We start from the raw sequence: 17,410 nt of genomic DNA, 5'->3' as shown, positions 1-17,410 counted from the left end.
TCTGTTGCACAAAGCCCGCCGTCGCTGCTCGTAGACGGAGCTCGTGAGCAAAGCCAAGAAGCGACGGACGAAGTACCGCACGGAGAACTGGAAGGCCTACAACGCAGCGCTGAAGGCGCGGGGGGGGGGCTGACGCTGTGGGCACTTCTCGAAACCAGCCCTGACCGCCACCTGAACCGAGGATTGCGGCAAGATGGCGCCCCATGATCACGCCCCGCATCAAGCCATCGAGCTTCTTCCCTGAGGAGGCCGCGGACGACCTGTTCGTGGCGCAGCAGCGCAAGGCCAAGCTGGAGGGCTACGTGCAGACGCTGGCGGCGATGTTTGCGGCGGTGGACAAGGCCTGCCCTCGCGCTGACCGCAGCAAGGGCGGACGCCCGCCATACCCTACCGAGGCGCTGGTGCGCATGGTGTTCCTGCAGGTGCTGTACAACCTGTCGGACGAGCAGTGCGAGCCTAAGCTCCCCCGTCAAGCACTTGCGGACCACGTCCACTCCGTTCATCCGTACCGCCGGCTCCCCCCCTCGCACGCCCCCAGCAACCCCCCCCTGAGCACCTCCACCTGCGACCGGCACAGCACGTCGATCGGCACGCTGCCGGTGGCGGCGAGGGTGGCGAAGCGGCGGTCGAGGATGTCGAGGTCGCCGAGCTGGTCCAGCGTCAGGCGCTCGTCGATCTCGCAGGACTTGACGACGACCAGGCGCTCGGCGTGCAGGCGCTGGGCCAGGGCCAGCGCGATGCTGTCGCTGGTGACGTCCCAGCTGGTGTCGGGGTCGGGGCGGGCGCGCAGCAGGTCCAGCGGCATCCACAGCGCCACGCCGCCGCGGCGCAGCGTCGGCATGATGTCGGCCTCGCGCGCGACGGGCTGCAGCGTCGGCGCCAGCGCCTGCAGCAGGTGGGCGTTCTGCACCATCGTCAGCACCGCCATGTTGTGCGCGGTCAGGTCGTCGACCTGCCAGCGCGCCTGCAGCCGGCGCACCTCGTCGGCCAGCGTGCCGCCGCCGCACACCAGCGTCACCCGCCCGCCGCCGAGCTGCTCGACCAGCGCGAGCCAGTCGGTCAGGCGTGCGTCGCCCAGCAGGCTTCCCCCCAGCTTGATCACCCACATCGCAGCGTCTCCCGCGCGCCGTGGTGGCGCATCGTGTCTCCGTGCCCGTCGTCGTCGTGGTCCGCGTCCGCCCGCAGCGCCGCGACCGCGACGCTGGGCGCGCAGACCCGCGCCATCGTCGCGACCGCCGCATCGCTGATGCCGGCGATGTCGCGGCCGTAGTCGAGCGGCGCGCCCGGCAGGCCCAGCCGCGCCTGCAGCTCCGGCAGCAGGAAGGCGCCGCAGCCGGCGGCCACCAGCACCGGCGGCGCCGGGCCGAAGGCGGCGCGGTGCGCGGCCAGCACCCGGCCGGCCTGGCTGGCGATCACGTCGACCTGCCGGGCGCGCCAGGCGCGCGCGAAGGCGAGCCAGTCGGCCTCGCCGGCGTCGCGCACGTCGCAGCCGACCATGCGCGCCAGCCGAGCCCGCGTCTCGCGCAGCGACTTGCCGGCGCCGTCGGCGGGCGGGTGCAGGTCGTGCGCCGGGTCGAGCTCGCCGGTCAGCCGGTAGACATCGGCGCTGGTGGCGAAGAACTCGTTCATGACGTTGAGCTCCTGCCCCTGCAGCGCGATGCGCCGCGCCAGCGCGCACAGCGGCGTGCGCACCACGCCGTGGTAGACCAGCTCGCCGCTGGCCAGCCGGTCGCGGTCGCTCACGCTCGAGCCCAGCACCCGGCCGCCGGCGAAGGCGATCAGGTCGGTGGTGGTGCTGCCGATGTCGACCAGCAGGCCGCGCGGCATCCGAGCGGCGCAGTGGCTGGCGGTGGCGCGCCAGTTGGCCGAGGCGACCTGCGGCCAGGCGTCGCCGCCGGCCTCGACCTCCAGCCAGCGCCCCGGGCCCGCGTAGAGCCGCAGCTCGCCGGCCAGCCGCTCGCGCAGCCGCGCGCCGATGCGGCGCACCCCGTCCTCGCGGTCGGCGAACAGGTCGGTCATCTCGCCGCTCATCGTCACCGCGTGGCGGCAGGCCGGCGCGTCGACCTCGGGCCAGGCGGCCCGCACCGCGTCGATCGCGGCGTCCAGATGCGTCATGCCCTGCCACAGCGGGCAGGCGAGCTGCCGCACCGCGTCGATCCGGCCGCCGCGCCAGCGCGCCGCCTTCAGGTGCGCGCCGCCGACATCCCAGCCGATCACGACGGGCCCCTGTGCCTCAGGCCGCGACATCGCTCGGCTCCTGCGCCCGGGCGCGGCGGTGCAGCGCCAGCACCTCGCCCGCCAGCGGCCGGCCCAGCACGGCCGACAGCCCGACCCAGGCGCAGCTCACCCGCGCGTTGACCTCGATCGGCACCCAGCCGAGCCGGGCGTGGCGGACCAGATCGACGCCGACGAAGCCGCGCAGCCCCGGCATCGCCGCGGCGATGCGCTCGGCCAGCGCCTGCAGCGCCGGCCAGCGCGGATCGGCCGGGTCGGTGCACAGGCGCTCCAGGCCGTCGTAGTGCACCTGGCCGGCGGCATCGACGCGGATGCGCTGGCGGTTCAGCGCCAGGGCCTCGGCGCCGCCGGCCAGGCCGGGGCCGCAGAGCATCGACAGGCTGCAGGCCGAGTCGTCGGCACTGTCGGCGCTCTCCACCCAGGGCTGCACGATCACCGGCTCGCCGGCGGCGGCGCGGCGCGCAGCCAGCGCCCGGGCCGCCGCCTCGTCCGCCAGCACGACGGTGTCGACGGCGCCGGCGCCATCGTCGGGCTTGACCACCCAGCGCCGGGCATCGCCCGCGACATCGTCCGGCACCGGCAGGCCGGCGGCGGCCAGCCGCGCCAGCGTGCGGCTCTTGCGCGCGGCGGCGTGCTGCGCGTCGGCGCTGCTGCCGAGCCAGCGCGCGTCGCCGACGCGCTCGCGGCAGCGCGGCAGCAGCTCGCCGGTCTCCGGCGCGACGATCCAGGCCAGATCGTGTGCGGCGGCCTGCGCCTCGACGAAGTCGAGCAGCGCCTGCCCGGGCCGCGCGCGCACCCGGCCGAGCCGGGCTGCCTGCGCCGCCGGCAGCCGCGCGGCCAGCGCCTCGGCCGGCGCGGCGCTACAGTCGGCCACCGTCACGCGCAGGTCCGCACCGGGCAGCGCGAGCAGGTCGGCGGCCATCGCGTCGCGCATCGACACGCCCAGCGGCATCAGCACCGCCTCGGCCGGGTCGCCGTGCAGTCCGCCGGCCGAGAGGAATTCGAGAACGAGGATCGAGGTCATGGGCGTCGTTTCAGCAGCAGAAGGGCAGGCCGCGGCCGGGGCCGCGGGCATCGCTCCGTCGAGCATTCCGGTGATCGTTCCGGTGATCGTTCCGGTGGTGGATCTGATGGGCGGCGCGCTGGTGCGCGCGCAGCGCGGCGAGCGGCACCGCTACGCGCCGTGGAGCTCGCCGCTGGGCGACGGCGGGCGCGATCCGCTCGGGCTGGCCGACGCGCTGGCGCGGCGCGCCGGCAGCGACACGCTCTATGTCGCCGACCTGGACGCGCTGCAGGGCGGCGCGGCGCAGCTGGATCTGCTGCGGGCGCTGCTGGTGCGGGCGCCGCGCCGGCGGCTGTGGCTGGACGCGGGCTTCGCCGATGCCGGCGCCGCGCGGGCGCTGCTGGCGCGGCTCGGCGATCTGGCCGAGCGGGTCGATCCGGTCCATGCCAGCGAGTCGATGCATGACGCCGGCGCGGTCGCCGGCTGCTTCGATCCGGCCGATCCGGTCGGCGCGCGCGCGCTGCTGTCGCTGGACCGGCGCGACGGCCGGCGGCTCGATGCCGCGGGGCTGTGGGAGCAGCCCCGGCACTGGCCGCGGCGGGTGATCGTGATGACGCTCGAGCGGGTCGGCAGCGACGGCGGGCCCGATCTCGACACGCTGGCCGCGCTGCACCGGCGCGCGCCCGAGGTCATGCTGATCGGCGCCGGCGGCCTGCGCGGTGCGGCCGACCTGCGCCGCGCCGCCGCGGCCGGCGCGCGCGCCTGGCTGGTGGCCAGCGCGCTGCATGACGGCCGCCTCGGCGACGGGGGCTGAGGCAGGTCCGGGGAGGTGCGGCGCGAGCGGCATGGTGAAGGCAGCGGAATCAGGTTCCGTGCCACCGTGGCCGGCCGGCTGTCGACCCGCCGCTGGCAGGGAAACGCGACACTCTGCGCCACAGACTGTGGCGTGACTGTCGCGCGAATGAGGCGCGACTGTGGCGTTCCTGGGGCCGGCCCGGGCAGGCGGCCCGGCCGGCGCGCGTGGCATGGCGATTGCCTTGGCAGGCTCCATGCTGCCGACGTCTCCCCCTGTCTCTGCCGGACCGCCGCCCTGGACCTGTCCTTTCTGCCCGCTGCTGTGCGATGACCGCCGGCCCGAGGCCACCGGCTGCCCGAAGGCGCAGTCTGCGCTGGCCGGGCTGCAGGCGATGCCCGCGGCGCAGGCGCGCGTCGATGGCCGCGAGGTGGCGCTCGACGAGGCGCTGGCGGTCGCGGCCGCGCGGCTGGAGGCGGCCGGACAGGCGCTGCTCGGCGGCTGGGGCTGCGATGTGGACGGCGCGCGCGCGCTGGTGCGGCTGGCGCAGCGGCTCGGCGCGGTGGTCGATGTCGGCACCGCGGCCGGCGAGCCGCTGGCGCAGGGCCTGCGCGCGCTGCAGGACCGCGGCAGCTTCACCACCACGCTGGCCGAGATCCGCGAGCGCGCCGACCTGATCGTCAGCCTCGGCAGCGCGGTGACGGCGTCCGCGCCGCGGCTGGTCGAGCGGCTGCTGGCCGGGCGCGGCGAGGCCGGACGGGCGCCGCGGCCGGCGTGGATCCATGTCGGCCGCGACGCGGAGCGCCCGGCCGGCGCCGAGGCCGAGCTGCTGGCGCTGCCCGGCGGCGCGGACGATCTGCCCGACCTGCTGGTGCAGCTGCATCTGGAGCTGGGCGACAAGGCCGAGGCGGCGCGCGCGGCCACGCCGCCGGACGTGCGGGCGCTGGCGGCGCGGATGCGCGCGGCCCGCTACGTCGCGCTGCTGTGGGAGCCGTCGAAGCTGGGCGCGCAGGCGGCGCTGCCGATCGAGCGGCTGACGCATCTGCTGATGCGGCTCAACCGCGTGACCCGCGCCGCGGCGCTGCCCGTCAGCGGCGGCGACGGCGCGATGACGGCGCAGTACGTGCACGCCTGGATGACCGGCCAGCCGCTGCGCAGCCGCCACGCGCTCGCGCCGGACGGCGGCGGTCGCGCGGTGCCCGAGCATGACGGCCGGCGCTTCGGCGCGGCGCGGCTGCTGGCCGACGGCGCGGTCGACGCGCTGCTGTGGGTGGCCTGCCTGGCGCCGCAGGACGTGCCGGCCGCGCCGGTGCGGGTGGTGATCGGGCCGGCGGCGCTGGTCACGGGCGGGCATCTGGGCGACGAGGCCGGCACCGTCTTCCTGCCGGCCGGCGTGCCGGGCTGGGACCACGGCGGCCATCTGTTCCGGGTCGACGGCTCGGTGCTGATGCCGCTGCACGCCGCCGGCGGGCGGGCGGCGCCCCCGGCGGCGGCGCAGGTCCTGGCGCTGCTCGAGCGCCTCGGCGCGGGGAGGGCGGCGGCATGAGCGGCCACCGTCTGACCTGCCTGCGCGGCGGCCGCGTGCACGACCCGGTCCACGGCGTCGACGGCGAGGTGCGCGACCTCTGGCTGCGCGGCGGCCGCCTGGTCGAGCCGGCGCCGGGCGAGCCGGCCGACACGACGATCGACCTGTCGGGCTGCATCGTCATGGCCGGCGGCATCGACCTGCACACCCACATCGGCGGCGGCAAGATGAACCTGGCGCGGCTGCTGCTGCCCGAGCTGCAGCGCCACGCCGACGGCGACCCGTGCCGCCATGTCGCGCCCGGCGCGATCGAGACCGGCTGGCGCTATGTCGAGATGGGCTACACCGCGGCCTTCGAGCCGGCGATGGTGGCGGCCAACGCGCGCCAGACCCACATGGAGCTGGGCGACACGCCGGTGCTGGACCACGGCGCCTACGTGATGCTCGGCAACGACGAGATGCTGCTGCGCCGGCTCGCCGAGGGCGCCGGCCCCGAGGAGATCCGCGACCTGATCGCCTGGACGCTGCACGCGACCAGGGCGATGGGCGTGAAGGTGGTCAATCCGGCCGGCATCTCGGCCTTCAAGTTCGACCAGCGCCGCCTCGACGTCGACGAGCCGCACCGCCACTGGCAGGTCACGCCGCGCCAGGTGCTGCAGTCGCTGGCGCAGGGGCTGCAGGCGCTGGGCGTGCCGCATCCGCTGCACATCCACGCCAGCAACCTCGGCGTGGCCGGCAACATCGACTCGACGCTGGCGACGATCGACGCGCTCGAGGGCCTGCCCGCGCACCTGACGCATGTGCAGTTCCATGCCTACGGCCGCGAGGGGCCGAAGAAGTTCTCGTCGGCGGCGCGCGCGCTGGTCGAGGCGCTGGACGCGCGCCCGCAGCTCAGCGTCGACGTCGGCCAGATCCTGTTCGGCCAGACGGTGACCGCCTCCGGCGACACGATGCGCCAGTTCGCCAACGCCGGGCTGGCCAGCCCGCGCAAGTCGGTGTTCTCGGACATCGAGTGCGAGGCCGGCTGCGGCGTCGTGCCCTTCCGCTACCGCGAGAGCAGCTACGTCAACGCGCTGCAGTGGGCGATCGGGCTGGAGATCTTCCTGCAGGCGAAGGACCCGTGGCAGGTGGTGCTGACCACCGACCATCCCAACGGCGGCCCCTTCACCAGCTATCCGCACCTGATCCGGCTGCTGTGCGACCGCGACTTCCGCGACGCGCAGCTCGCGCGCCTGCACCCGGACGTGGCGCAGCAGTGCGCGCTGAAGGACATCCGCCGCGAGCTGACGCTGCAGGAGGTGGCGATCATGACGCGTGCCGGCCCGGCGCGGCTGCTCGGCCTGCGCGACCGCGGCCATCTGGGGGTCGGCGCGGTGGCCGACCTCGCCGTCTACCGCGACGACCCGCTCGACCGCGAGCGCATGTTCACCACGCCGGAATGGGTCTTCAAGGACGGCGCGGTCGTTGCCCGCCAGGGCCGGCGCGCCACCGAGCCGGGGCAGGAGCCGGTCGGCGGCACCTTCTTCGTCGTGCCCGACTTCGATCCGGACATCGGCCGCGCGCTGCGCCGGCGCCATGCGCGCTGGGGCACGGTGAATCCGGACCATCTGGAGATCGGCTGCGACGAGCTGTGCGCCTGCGGGCGCGGCGGCCGGCTGCTGCCGGTCGAATGCTTCGCGGGCCGGGAGGGCGGGGCGGCATGATCATCGACGACACCTTCGCCGAGGCCTTCCCGATGAAGGCGACGCGGCTGCTGATCACCGCGCACGATCCGGTCTGGGCGCGCCACGCGGCGGTGGCGGCCACCGGCTTCGCGACCTCGGTGATCGCCTGCGGCTGCGAGGCCGGCATCGAGCGCGAGCTGCGCCCCGACGAGACGCCCGACGGCCGCCCGGGCCTGGCGGTGCTGATCTTCGCGATGAGCGGCAAGGAGCTGGCCAGGCAGGTCGAGCGCCGCGTCGGCCAGTGCGTGCTGACCTGCCCGACGACGGCGGTCTATGCCGGCCTGCCGGCCGACGCCGGCGAGCCGATCGCGCTCGGCCGGGGCCTGCGCTTCTTCGGCGACGGCGGCCAGATCGGCAAGCGCATCGCCGGGCGGCGGCTGTGGCGGGTGCCGGTGATGGACGGCGAGTTCGTCGCCGACGAGACGACGCCGGTGGTCAAGGGCGTCGGCGGCGGCAACCTGCTGCTGCTGGCGCGCGACACCGACGCGGCGCTGCGCGCGGCGCAGTGTGCGGCCGAGGCGATGCGCGCGGTGCCCGGCGTGATCCTGCCGTTTCCCGGCGGCGTGGTGCGCTCGGGCTCGAAGGTCGGCAGCCGCTATCCGGCGCTGATGGCCTCGACCAACGACGCCTTCTGTCCGACGCAGCTCGGCCTGGTGCCGCGCAGCGAGCTCGATGCCGGCATCGGCAGCGTGCTGGAGATCGTCGTCGACGGCCTGAGCGCCACGGCGGTCGCCCGGTCGATGCAGGCCGGGCTCGACGCGGTGCGGCCGCTGGCCACCGACGACGCGGCCGGCGGCCTGCTGCGGGTGTCGGCCGGCAACTACGGCGGCAAGCTCGGGCCCTTCCATTTCCACCTGCGCCGGCTGCACGAGCACCGGCCGGCCGAGGCGATCGCTGCGACCGCCGCGTCGTCGCCGGCGGCCGCCGAGGTGCCGACCGGCCACGGCTGGCGGCTGACGCTGCGTCGTCGCCCGGCGCTGCGCCTGGAGCTCGACGGCCTTCTGCCCGAGACGCTCGACGGGCTCGACGCCGCGGCGGTGGCGGCGCTGCCGCTGCGCCTGGGCCGCCTGCGGCCGCCGCTGTCGGACTGGTTCGACGTCGCACCGGCCGGCGCGGCGGGCGAGCTGGTGCTGGTCTTCCCGGACGCCGCCGACGGCGCGCGGCTCGACCGCATCGGCGCGGGCATGACGCGCGGGTGGCTGGTGGTGCACGGCGACGCCGGCGACGAGGTCGGCGCCGGCATGAGCGGCGGCCGGATCGAGGTGCGCGGCTCGGTGCGCGACCAGGCCGGCGTCGAGATGCAGGGCGGCGCGCTGCACATCGCCGGCGACGCCGGCGACTTCGTCGCGTCGGCGCGGCCCGGCAGCCCGGACGGCATGCGCGGCGGCCTGCTGAGCATCGCCGGGCGTGCCGGCGCCCGCCTGGCCGACCGGATGCGCCGCGGCACGCTGCTGGTGGCCGGCGGCGCCGGCGACTTCGCGCTCTCGCGCCTGGTGGCCGGCACCGTCGTCATCGGCGGCGCGGTAGGCGCCCATCCGGCCTGGGGCCTGCGGCGCGGCAGCGTCGTGCTGCTGGACGCCGGCGCGCAGGCGGCGGCGCAGCGCGAGCCGGGCCTGGTGCCCGGTGGCGGCGATGTGCGGGTGGCCTGGACGCTGATCGCGCGTGACCTGCGCCGCCAGATCGAGGCCGTGCCCGAGGCCGCGGGCCGTGCCGCCTTCCGGCCGATGTCCGACCGGCTCGACGACCGGGCGCCACCGCCGCGGCTGCGCGGCGACCTCGCGGTCGACGGGCTCGGCGAGCTGTTCCTTCTTGCCCCCGTTTCCGATCCCGAGGAGCCTGTCCGATGACCCTTCCCTACACCTTCCACGCCGGCGAGGCGACCGTGCTGGCCGCCGAGGGCCAGTTCACCGACGCGATGCCGGAGGTGCTGATCGGCCGCGTCGACGGCCCCGTCGGCCAGGCCTTCGCGTCGATGATGGCGCAGACCAAGGGCCACACCGCGATGTTCGCGATCCGCGCCTGCAACCAGATGGTCCGCCCGGCGACGATCACCGTGCCGAAGGTGACGCTCAAGGACATGGCCAACATCGAGCTCTTCGGCGGCGTGGTGCAGAGCGCCACCGCCGACGCGGTGCTCGACTGCGTCATCGAGGGCGTGATCCCGAAGGCGCTGGTCGACGATCTCTGCATCATCAGCCTGGTCTGGATCGACCCGCGCTGCGCCACCGACCCGCAGCTCGACAAGAAGGACATGTACCGCACCAACTACGAGGCCACCCGGCTGGCGCTGCGCCGCGCGCTCTCGAACGAGCCGACCATCGACGAGCTGATCGCCAACCGCCACGCGATCCGCCACGACATGGACGACTGGAGCGCCACCCCCGGCGACGCGGCCGAGGCCGGCGCCGGGGGCTGACCGGCGCTCGCCATCCGGGCATCATCCGCGGCCATGCAGATCGCCCTGTTCGACCTCGACCACACGCTCATCGCCTTCGACACCGGCCAGGCCTGGACCGAGTTCCTGATCCGGCGCGGTCACTGGCCGGCCGAAGCGCGCGAGACCTATCTCGACTTCTGCCGCCAGTACGTCGCCGGCACGCTGGACCTGCACGCGATGCACCGCGGCAGCGTCGGGCGGCTGCGCGAGGTGCCGGCGCCGACGCTGGCACGGTGGCTGGCGGATTTCCGCGCCGAGCTGGCGCCGCGGCTGGCGCCGGCCGCGCATGCGCTGGTGGCGCGCCACCGCGAGGCCGGCGACCTCTGCGCGATCGTGACCGCGACGCCGCGCTTCCTGGCCGAGCCGCTGGCGGCGCTGTTCGAGGTGCCGCACCTGCTGGCGACCGAGTCGGGGCTGGACGAGGCCGGCCGGCGCACCGGCGAGATCGTCGGCGAGCCGTGCTTCCGCGAGGGCAAGATCCTGCATGTCGAGCGCTGGCTGGCGCGCTGCTTCGGCCGCTCGCTCGCGACGGTGGCGCGCAGCTGGTTCTATTCCGACTCGGCCAGCGACCTGCCGCTGCTGCAGGCGGTCAGCGACCCGGTCGCGGTGGGGCCGGACGCGCGGCTGGCCGCGCACGCGCAGGCCGCCGGCTGGCCGGTGATCGCGCGGCCGGTGCTACCCTCGGCGCCCTGATTCCTTGATGTCCTGTCTCCCTGTCGCCACCTTCCGCTGCGCCGCGCCGATGCCTGCCGATTCCCGCCTCGTCTATTCCACCGATTCCGGCCGGGTCTGCCCGGACTGCCGCCAGCCGGTGCTGCAATGCCTGTGCCGCGCGGCGGCCGTCTCGGGCACGCCCGACGGCGTCGTCAAGGTCAGCCGCGAGACGCAGGGGCGCGGCGGCAAGGCGGTCACCGTGGTGCGCGGCCTGGGCCTGGCGGGCGAGGAGCTGACGGCGCTGGCCAAGGCGCTGAAGGCCGCCTGCGGCAGCGGCGGCACCGCCAAGGACGGCGTGGTCGAGATCCAGGGCGACCATGTCGCCAAGGTCGTCGCCTGGCTGCAGGCCAAGGGCCGCACGGTCAAGCGCGCCGGCGGCTGACCCGCAGGCCGCAGGCGGCTTCATTCGATCCGGTCCAGGATCTCGATCTGCTCGTCGACGGTCAGGAAGGTGCCGGCGCCGGCGGGCATCTGCATCAGCGGCCGGCCGCTGCCGGCATCGAGCAGCCAGATGCAGGGGTAGACCAGCAGCCGCGCGCGTGCGTCGCCGATCGCGCGCTGGAAGTCGGCATAGGGCAGGCGCAGCGCCTCGGTGCGCAGCATCAGCCGCTCGGCCGCGAGCGAGAGCCGCCCGCGCAGGTCGGCCACCACATAGCCGGCGGCGAAGCGCCGCGCCAGCGCGCCGGCGTTCTCGGCGAGGAAATCCTCGTAGCGGCGGCAGTAGGGGCAGTCGTCGGCGCCGAGGTAGACATAGAGCGCGCGGCCGAGCTGGCGCGCGCGCTGCTGCGCCGGGCGCAGGTCGAACTCGAGGCGGCCGGCGTCGTCCGGGCGCGGCTCGACCACCACCGGCGCATACGCGGCCGGAACACCGGCGTCCGCCGCGCCCGCCAGCGGAAGCAGCACGGGCAGCAGCGCGGCGGCCGCCGCCCGGCGGCGCGTCCAGCCCCGGCCGGCGGCCGGCGCGTTCATGAACCGCCCCCGTCGCGGCCCCCGGCCGGATCGAGCCGGGCGTGGAAATGCTGCTCGCGCGAGTCCTCGATCTCGGCCGAGAGGACCTCGGCGCGCTCGCGCGGCAGGAAGGACAGCCGCCAGTGCGGGTTCTCGCTGATCGAGAAGTCGGTCTCGGCCTCGAGCAGCAGGCGCCCGCCGAGCTGCAGCCTCAGGCGCCGCACGAAATGCGCCGGCACGTACAGCAGCGTGCGCTGGTTCATCTCGAAGCCGGTGTCGTTGGGGTGCAGCACCGTCAGCTCCAGCGGCGTCGGCCGGCCCGGGTTCAGGCCCTCGGGCAGGCGCAGCGTCGTGCGGCCGATCAGCTCGGGCGTGTCGCGGTTGGGCGGCGCACTGCAGCCGCCCGAGACCTTGACGTAGCGCGAGTCGGCGTGCAGCGAGCCGTCGTCGAGTTCGTGCACGACGCGGATGTGGCCGTACTCGTCGACGCGCAGCCGTGTCTCCAGGTCGGCCGGGCCGATGTCCTCGCCGAAGTCGATCGTCGCGGCCAGCGGCGAAGGATTGCGGTCGACCAGCAGCCAGGCGCGGCGCACCCGCGGCGATGCGCCCGGCGCCTGCCGCGACACGATGCGCACCGGCACCGACGCGCCGAAGGCCGCGCGCAGCGGCACGATCAGCCGCACCCGCGAGGCCTCGCCGACGAGGATCTCGCGCTCGCCGAACAGGCGCCGGCGCAGCAGCGTCCACTGCGGCGAGCCGTCGCCGTGGCCGACCGGACCGGGCAGGCCGGGCGTGCCGGGTGTGCCGATCGGGCTGTCGGCCGCCCAGGTCCGCCGCGGCGCCAGCAGCGGCGCGGCCCAGGCCGCGGCGAGCAGGGAAAGATGGCGGCGCTTCGGGTTCATCACGGCGGACCTCCGGACGGGGTGGACAGGACGGGCGGGGCGGGCGGGTCCGCGCGGGCGCGCAGCAGCGCCTGCTCGAGCCGCAGGTAGATGACCGAGGCGTTGCGGCGGTGCGTGATGTCCAGCCCGTCCCAGTCCTCGCAGCCCGCGGGCGGCGCGACCGCGTCGGCCACCTCGGCCAGCGGCAGGCCCTCGGCGAGCCGGGCGGCGCAGTCCTGCTGCAGCGTGCGCAGATAGTGCGCGGTGCGCGCCACGGCGTCGGCGCGGCCCGGCGGGCCGTGGCCGCCGACGCAGTGGCGCAGCGGCGCGGGCGCGGCCGCCAGCGCGTCGAGCCGTGCCAGCCAGGCGGGCAGGTCGCCGTCCTGCACGTCGGGCACCGTCTCGACGTCGAGCAGCGCGCCGGCGATCAGCGTTCCGCTGTCCGCGTCGAGCAGCGCGGCGCGGCCCGGGCAGGCGTCCGTGCGGCCGTCCTGTGCCACCAGCAGCTGCAGCGCGCGGCCGATCGGCGGCAGCGCCGCCGGGGCCTGCGTGGCGTCGAAGGCGCGGATCTGCCGCGGCAGCCGGGTGCCGTGCATTTCCGGCTCGCCGAGCTGCTGGCGCAGCCGGCGCAGGCAGGTCTCGCAGCGCGAGCGCATCAGCGCCAGCGCGTCGGCATGCATCAGCAGCGGCACGCCGGCGTCCTCGAAGGCCGCGGCGCCGAACAGGAACTCCTGGCGCGCCTGCGTCAGCAGCAGCGCGGCCGGACGGCGGCCGGTCTGGCGCTCGATCGCCGCCAGCCGCTGCCGGCCCTGCCGCCACGACACGCCGGCATCGACCGCGACCACGCCGCCGGGGCCGACGACGAAGGCGGCGTTGCCGGTGCGGCCGAGGTTGTCGGGGCCGGGCTCACCGCGGGCGCCGCGGAACATGAAGACGCCGGGCGCGAGTTCGAGCGGCAGCTCGGGCGGCGGCTTGTCCGGCGGGCCGGGCGGCGCGGCCCGGCTGCCGCGCCACAGGCCCGCCCCGAGCAGTCCCAGCAGGCGGCGCCGACCGGCCTGCACCATGTCAGCGGCCCTCGGCGAGCTTCTTCAGCTGCTCCAGCCCGCTGCGGTAGACGCCGGTCACCGCGGCGACCGCGGCCTCGTCGTTGAGTTCCGGCGGCGGATCGTTGTTCGGATGGCCGCGGTAGAAGCCGCCGCGCCACTCGACCAGCGCGCGGCCGCCCTGGTCGCTGACGCTGATCGTCGAGGCGTAGTTGCTCACCGGCAGCGCCGGCAGGCCGTCCTTGACGCGGTAGGTGTAGCGCATCTTCGCGTCGTCCCAGGCATCGAGCGTCTCGGCCAGCGTCGCACCGTTCCTGAGCTTGAGCGTGCGCACCGAGCCGGGCGTGTTGCCCTGGTCGGCCGGGCTCTCGGCGATGGCCGGGTGCCAGTCCTTCAGCGCCGAGAAGTCGCGGATCAGCGCCCAGACCCGCGCCGGCGGGGCGTCGATCAGCACCGACTCGACCACCTTCTGGCGCGTCGGGCCGTGGGCGCCGGCCGGCGGCACCGCCAGCAGCAGGGGCCAGGCCAGCAGCGCCAGCAGCGGGCGGCGGGACAGGGCGAGGGGGGAGGTCTTCATCGGCTCCGGTCTCCTGGGGGCGGGGAAGCGGGCGTGTCGTCGACCGACACGAAGCGGCCGAAGCCGCGCGGATTGCGGCCGACCGGAATGCGCGCGAGCAGCCGGCCGCTGGCGGCGTCGAGGGCGACGACGGCGTCGTCCATCCAGCTGACCGCCCAGACCTCGCCGCCATGCGCGTCGAGGCCCTCCGGCCAGGCCAGGTCGCCGACCGTGCCCAGCGGCGCGAGCGTGTCGGCGTCGAACACGTCGATGCGGTCGTCCTGCTGGCTGCTGACATGCAGCCGCCGGCCCGCGTCGGCCAGCACCGCCGCGTAGGGCGCACGCCCGGTCGGCAGCTGCCGCAGCAGCTCGCGCCGCGCCAGGTCGATCACCGACAGGCGGCTGTCCTGCACGCCCAGCACCAGCAGCCGGCCGCGCTGCTCGTCGAGCAGCAGCGCGAAGGGATGCGCCCCGGCGCCCACGCCGATGCGCGCCAGCAGCGTGCCGGCCTCGGCATCGACCAGCGCGACCCGGTCGTCGTCGCGCTCGGCGACCCAGACATGGCGGCCGTCGGCCTGCACCGCCAGCCCGGCCGGCGCGCGCCCGAGCGGCACGCGCCGCAGCACCTGCCGCGTCGCCGGGTCGATGACGACCAGCGCCTGGCCGTGCCAGTCGGCCGCGAACAGCCGCCGGCCGTCCGCGCTGGCGGCCACGCCGACCGTGCCGGCGCCGGCGGCGATGCGCGCGACCTCGCGCCGCGTGGCGATGTCGATCAGCCCGATGCTGCCGTCGCCTGCATGGGCCACCGCGACCTCGCCGCGACCGGGCAGGACCGCCACGCCGGCCGGCGCCGGCCCGCTCGGCACGGTGGCGACGACGCGGCGCGCCTGCAGGTCGATGACGCTGACGTCGTCGCTGCCCTGGTTGGTGATCCAGGCCAGCGCGGGCGCGGGCGGCGGCGTCCGGACGGGCTGGGCGTGCGCGGGCAGGCCCAGCGCCATCAGGGCGCCGATGACGCCCGGGGCGCTCAGCGTGCGGAGTGCGGACGCGGACATGGCGGGCGCGGGCTTCAGGGCGTGATGAAGCAGGCCTTCTTCGCCCGGCCCTGCAGCTCGCGGAAGCGCCGCACCAGCTGCTGCATCGGCTCGGCGTCGCGGATCGCGCTGCCGCGCTCGCCGCCGATGGTGTTGGCGTTGAAGGCGGTCAGCATCGTCAGGTACTCCTCGTGCGGGACCGCCTCGGCGATGCGGTCGACCGCGCAGGAGCACTTGTTGATCATCTCGAAGGCCGGGCCGGGATGGGCGCGCAGGCAGTCCTGCACGTAGAGCACCCGGTCGACGGTGGGGTAGTCGTGGGCCCGGGCGGCGCCCGGCACGAGCAGCAGCAGCGCCAGCGACAGGGCGGACGACAGGGCCGGCGCGGGCCGGGTCAGTACGGGAAGCTTCGTCATGGTGGCGGCCTGGGCGGGCGGTGGCGAAGGGGTCAGGCCGGCGGGCCGAGCTCGACGCCGTCCAGGCGCAGCTCGTCGAGCAGCAGCGGCTCGGTGCCGGCGCCGGCGTCTGCGGCGGGCGTGCCGGCCTGCATCGCCGCGATGCCGCCGGGCACCTCGGCCGACAGCACGAAGACATAGCGCCGGCGCAGGAACTCGCGCAGCCGCGCCGGCTGCGGATCGTTCAGGTAGGGCTCGATGGTGATGCGCCGCCCCTGGGTGCGGCGGCCCTGGTAGACGAAGGCGACCTCGTCGATCCGCGCGGCCTCGTACAGCGCCATGCGGATGCGCTTGCGGAAGTAGGCCACCGAGCCGCGGGTGCGCCGGTTCAGGTCGCGGATGTCGTGCTCGAGGAAATACAGCACCACCGGGTTGCCGCGAGCATGGTCGACCTCGGGCAGGTCGACGCGGTGCTCGCCGGCGAGAAAGTCGCCGCGCGCGTGGCAGCAGCTGCCGTCGGCCTCGCGCGCCACCGCGATGCCGACCGGCTCGGCGAAGGCCGCGTCGAGCCGGCCGCGCCGCTCGAAGCGGTAGCCCAGCGTCAGCGGCAGCCGCGGCAGCAGCGCCGAGAGCTGGTCGTCCATCAGCAGCAGCCGCTCGGCGGCGGAATAGTCGGGCGTGCCCGGGGGCGTGTTCGAGGGCGCGTCTTCGGCCGCGAGCGCTGCCGCGCCCGGCAGGACCAGCGCAGCCGCCGCCACCGCGGCCGGCAGGAGCAGGCGGGCGATCCGGCGGCGCATCAGCGGCTCGCTGCGGCCGAGGCCGTGGCGGTCGGGGCCGTGGCCGGATCGGCCTCGACCAGCGGCACGCCGTAGTCCTGCAGGATCGCGCGGATGCGCGGCGCCTCGCGCTCGAGCAGCCGCTCGACCTGCGCCTTCCACTCCGGCTCGCCGTGGCGCACGCCCATCGCCATCGCGTAGTCGAACTTCACGCCCGGCTCGGACGCCAGCGGCACGACCACCAGCTCCGGCTGCCGGACCCGCCGCGCGTAGTAGCCGGCGATCGGACCCCAGACGATGGCGGCGTCGAGCCGCCCGCCGGCCAGCTCCTTCTCGATCAGCTCGCCCGGGTACTGCGCCGGGTCGGCGTTGAGCATCGGATAGGGCACGCCCTGGTCGACCAGATCGTGCCGCGCCAGCCATTCCGAGGCCGGCGAGCGGTCGAACAGGCCGATGCGCAGCGCCTTCAGCGTCGCCCGGTCGAGCGCGAGGAAGTCCGCGCCGCTGCGCACGCCGTCGAGCCCGCGTCCCCGCGCGTAGACCAGCGCGTAGGTCGAGCGGTAGTAGGGCTTCGTCGCCGAGACCTGATCGAAGCCGGCCGGCACGCCCATGACGATGTCGCAGCGGAAGTCCTCGCCGGGCAGCCTGTAGCGCAGCGTGTTGCGGATGAAGGCCATGCGCGCCGGGAAGGAGTAGTAGCTGACCGGCAGGCCCAGCGCCTGGCCGAGGAGCTCGGCCAGCCGGTTCTCCAGCCCCTCGCCGGCGAGGTTGGAGAAGGGCAGGTTGTTCGGGTCCTGGCAGACCTTCAATGCGCGGCGCGCCGGCTCGTCGGCCAGCGCGGCCGGGGCCGACAGCGCCGCGCAGGCCAGCGCCAGCAGCGCGGCCGCCAGCGGACGACGCGAGGCACGCGGGCGCATCACTTGATCTCCTGCACCTTGGCCTGGGTGATGGCGCCGTCGGAGCGGCCCTTCAGGTAGGCGTAGAGGTGCTCGATGTTGTCGGCGACCACCGGGCTGGCGCCGAAGCTGGGCATGCCCTTGTCGAGGCGGCCGCCGGTCACCGTGGCGATGAACTCGGCCTTGGTCAGCACCTTCAGGCTGTTGACCAGCGACGGGCCGACCATGCCTTCCTGGTTCGGGCCGTGGCAGCGGTCGCAGGCGGCCGAGCGCCAGGTGCGGAAGCCCTTCATCGTGTCGGCGTCGACCTTGTAGCCTTCCTGGACGGTGTAGAGCGGCTTGTCGGGCGTGGTGGCCTGGGCCCGGGCGGCGAGGGCCGGGCCGATCAGCAGCAGGGCGAGGGCGAGTGCGGATGTCTTCATGGCGATGGGCAGGGCAGGACGGGCGAAG

At 75.6% G+C, this 17,410-nt stretch carries 19 protein-coding genes and 2 pseudogenes; 9 read left to right on the top strand and 12 right to left on the bottom strand.

The annotated features are described in order from the left end of the window. Window positions 1–203: 203 nt before the first annotated feature. Window positions 204–449 (top strand): annotated as a pseudogene (locus HNQ01_RS22140) (transposase); the annotation flags it as partial. Window positions 450–499: 50 nt separating this feature from the next. Here the strand turns inward: HNQ01_RS22140 and HNQ01_RS04285 are convergent. Genes HNQ01_RS04285 through HNQ01_RS04275 form a run of 3 tightly spaced genes read right to left on the bottom strand, consistent with a single transcriptional unit; the run spans window position 500 to window position 3,259 of the window. Beyond that, a complete protein-coding gene (locus HNQ01_RS04285) occupies window positions 500–1,108 on the bottom strand; it encodes an amino acid kinase family protein (RefSeq protein ID WP_173804140.1) in 609 nt (202 codons plus the stop codon). After that, window positions 1,099–2,247, bottom strand: coding sequence for a hydantoinase/oxoprolinase family protein (locus HNQ01_RS04280; protein ID WP_173804139.1), 1,149 nt, complete (start codon window positions 2,245–2,247; stop codon window positions 1,099–1,101). Before HNQ01_RS04280 ends, HNQ01_RS04285 begins: the two co-directional genes overlap by 10 nt. Next, window positions 2,234–3,259 carry an ATP-grasp domain-containing protein gene (locus HNQ01_RS04275; RefSeq protein ID WP_173804138.1) on the bottom strand — a complete coding sequence of 342 codons (1,026 nt, stop codon included), beginning with the start codon at window positions 3,257–3,259 and terminating at the stop codon, window positions 2,234–2,236. Before HNQ01_RS04275 ends, HNQ01_RS04280 begins: the two co-directional genes overlap by 14 nt. Between HNQ01_RS04275 and HNQ01_RS04270 the strand changes: the two genes are divergently transcribed. From HNQ01_RS04270 to HNQ01_RS04235, 8 genes and pseudogenes are all read left to right on the top strand, one after another. Further along, on the top strand, window positions 3,258–4,052 hold the full coding sequence (locus HNQ01_RS04270; protein ID WP_173804137.1) for a HisA/HisF-related TIM barrel protein: 795 nt from the start codon (window positions 3,258–3,260) through the stop codon (window positions 4,050–4,052). The two genes, HNQ01_RS04275 and HNQ01_RS04270, sit on opposite strands and share 2 nt — an antisense overlap. A 235-nt stretch (window positions 4,053–4,287) precedes the next feature. Next, window positions 4,288–5,577, top strand: coding sequence for a molybdopterin-binding domain-containing protein (locus tag HNQ01_RS04265; RefSeq protein WP_173804136.1), 1,290 nt, complete (start codon window positions 4,288–4,290; stop codon window positions 5,575–5,577). Beyond that, complete coding sequence (locus tag HNQ01_RS04260) at window positions 5,574–7,259, top strand: formylmethanofuran dehydrogenase subunit A (protein WP_173804135.1); 1,686 nt, start codon at window positions 5,574–5,576, stop codon at window positions 7,257–7,259. The genes HNQ01_RS04265 and HNQ01_RS04260 overlap by 4 nt, the downstream gene beginning before the upstream one ends. Next, window positions 7,226–8,146 (top strand): annotated as a pseudogene (gene fhcD, locus HNQ01_RS04255) (formylmethanofuran--tetrahydromethanopterin N-formyltransferase); the annotation flags it as partial. The gene HNQ01_RS04260 and the pseudogene fhcD, both read left to right, overlap by 34 nt. A 63-nt stretch (window positions 8,147–8,209) precedes the next feature. Then, window positions 8,210–9,127 (top strand): formylmethanofuran dehydrogenase subunit C, encoded by a 918-nt coding sequence (locus tag HNQ01_RS04250; RefSeq protein WP_353621637.1) that lies wholly within the window; start codon window positions 8,210–8,212, stop codon window positions 9,125–9,127. Further along, window positions 9,124–9,696 (top strand): formaldehyde-activating enzyme, encoded by a 573-nt coding sequence (fae, locus tag HNQ01_RS04245; protein WP_173804134.1) that lies wholly within the window; start codon window positions 9,124–9,126, stop codon window positions 9,694–9,696. Before HNQ01_RS04250 ends, fae begins: the two co-directional genes overlap by 4 nt. A 33-nt stretch (window positions 9,697–9,729) precedes the next feature. Then, window positions 9,730–10,410, top strand: coding sequence for an HAD family hydrolase (locus tag HNQ01_RS04240; RefSeq protein WP_173804133.1), 681 nt, complete (start codon window positions 9,730–9,732; stop codon window positions 10,408–10,410). Window positions 10,411–10,459: 49 nt separating this feature from the next. Then, window positions 10,460–10,813, top strand: a complete 354-nt coding sequence (locus tag HNQ01_RS04235) for a translation initiation factor Sui1 (RefSeq protein ID WP_173804132.1) — start codon at window positions 10,460–10,462, stop codon at window positions 10,811–10,813. 20 nt (window positions 10,814–10,833) lie between these two features. Here the strand turns inward: HNQ01_RS04235 and HNQ01_RS04230 are convergent, their stop codons facing one another. Genes HNQ01_RS04230 through HNQ01_RS04190 form a run of 9 tightly spaced genes read right to left on the bottom strand, consistent with a single transcriptional unit; the run spans window position 10,834 to window position 17,382 of the window. Then, window positions 10,834–11,400 (bottom strand): thioredoxin domain-containing protein, encoded by a 567-nt coding sequence (locus HNQ01_RS04230; protein ID WP_286180460.1) that lies wholly within the window; start codon window positions 11,398–11,400, stop codon window positions 10,834–10,836. Continuing rightward, window positions 11,397–12,281 (bottom strand): quinoprotein dehydrogenase-associated SoxYZ-like carrier, encoded by an 885-nt coding sequence (locus HNQ01_RS04225; RefSeq protein ID WP_173804131.1) that lies wholly within the window; start codon window positions 12,279–12,281, stop codon window positions 11,397–11,399. The genes HNQ01_RS04230 and HNQ01_RS04225 overlap by 4 nt, the downstream gene beginning before the upstream one ends. After that, a complete protein-coding gene (locus HNQ01_RS04220; protein ID WP_173804130.1) occupies window positions 12,281–13,324 on the bottom strand; it encodes an MBL fold metallo-hydrolase in 1,044 nt (347 codons plus the stop codon). Before HNQ01_RS04220 ends, HNQ01_RS04225 begins: the two co-directional genes overlap by 1 nt. 1 nt (window position 13,325) lies before the next feature. Beyond that, a complete protein-coding gene (locus tag HNQ01_RS04215; protein WP_173804129.1) occupies window positions 13,326–13,880 on the bottom strand; it encodes an SRPBCC family protein in 555 nt (184 codons plus the stop codon). Beyond that, window positions 13,877–14,914: a YncE family protein gene (locus HNQ01_RS04210; RefSeq protein ID WP_173804128.1), complete on the bottom strand. Its 1,038-nt coding sequence runs from the start codon at window positions 14,912–14,914 to the stop codon at window positions 13,877–13,879. The genes HNQ01_RS04215 and HNQ01_RS04210 overlap by 4 nt, the downstream gene beginning before the upstream one ends. A 14-nt stretch (window positions 14,915–14,928) precedes the next feature. Then, window positions 14,929–15,309: a hypothetical protein gene (locus HNQ01_RS04205; RefSeq protein WP_173804127.1), complete on the bottom strand. Its 381-nt coding sequence runs from the start codon at window positions 15,307–15,309 to the stop codon at window positions 14,929–14,931. A 32-nt stretch (window positions 15,310–15,341) separates the two neighbouring features. After that, window positions 15,342–16,085 (bottom strand): hypothetical protein, encoded by a 744-nt coding sequence (locus HNQ01_RS04200; protein WP_173804126.1) that lies wholly within the window; start codon window positions 16,083–16,085, stop codon window positions 15,342–15,344. Then, on the bottom strand, window positions 16,085–16,981 hold the full coding sequence (locus HNQ01_RS04195) for a quinoprotein dehydrogenase-associated putative ABC transporter substrate-binding protein (protein ID WP_173804125.1): 897 nt from the start codon (window positions 16,979–16,981) through the stop codon (window positions 16,085–16,087). Before HNQ01_RS04195 ends, HNQ01_RS04200 begins: the two co-directional genes overlap by 1 nt. Next, window positions 16,981–17,382 carry a c-type cytochrome gene (locus HNQ01_RS04190; protein ID WP_173804124.1) on the bottom strand — a complete coding sequence of 134 codons (402 nt, stop codon included), beginning with the start codon at window positions 17,380–17,382 and terminating at the stop codon, window positions 16,981–16,983. Before HNQ01_RS04190 ends, HNQ01_RS04195 begins: the two co-directional genes overlap by 1 nt. Window positions 17,383–17,410 lie beyond the last annotated feature (28 nt).

The sequence above is a fragment of the Sphaerotilus uruguayifluvii genome (assembly GCF_013294065.1).
GTDB lineage: Bacteria > Pseudomonadota > Gammaproteobacteria > Burkholderiales > Burkholderiaceae_C > Sphaerotilus > Sphaerotilus uruguayifluvii.
This window is presented reverse-complemented; position numbering and strand designations above follow the sequence as displayed.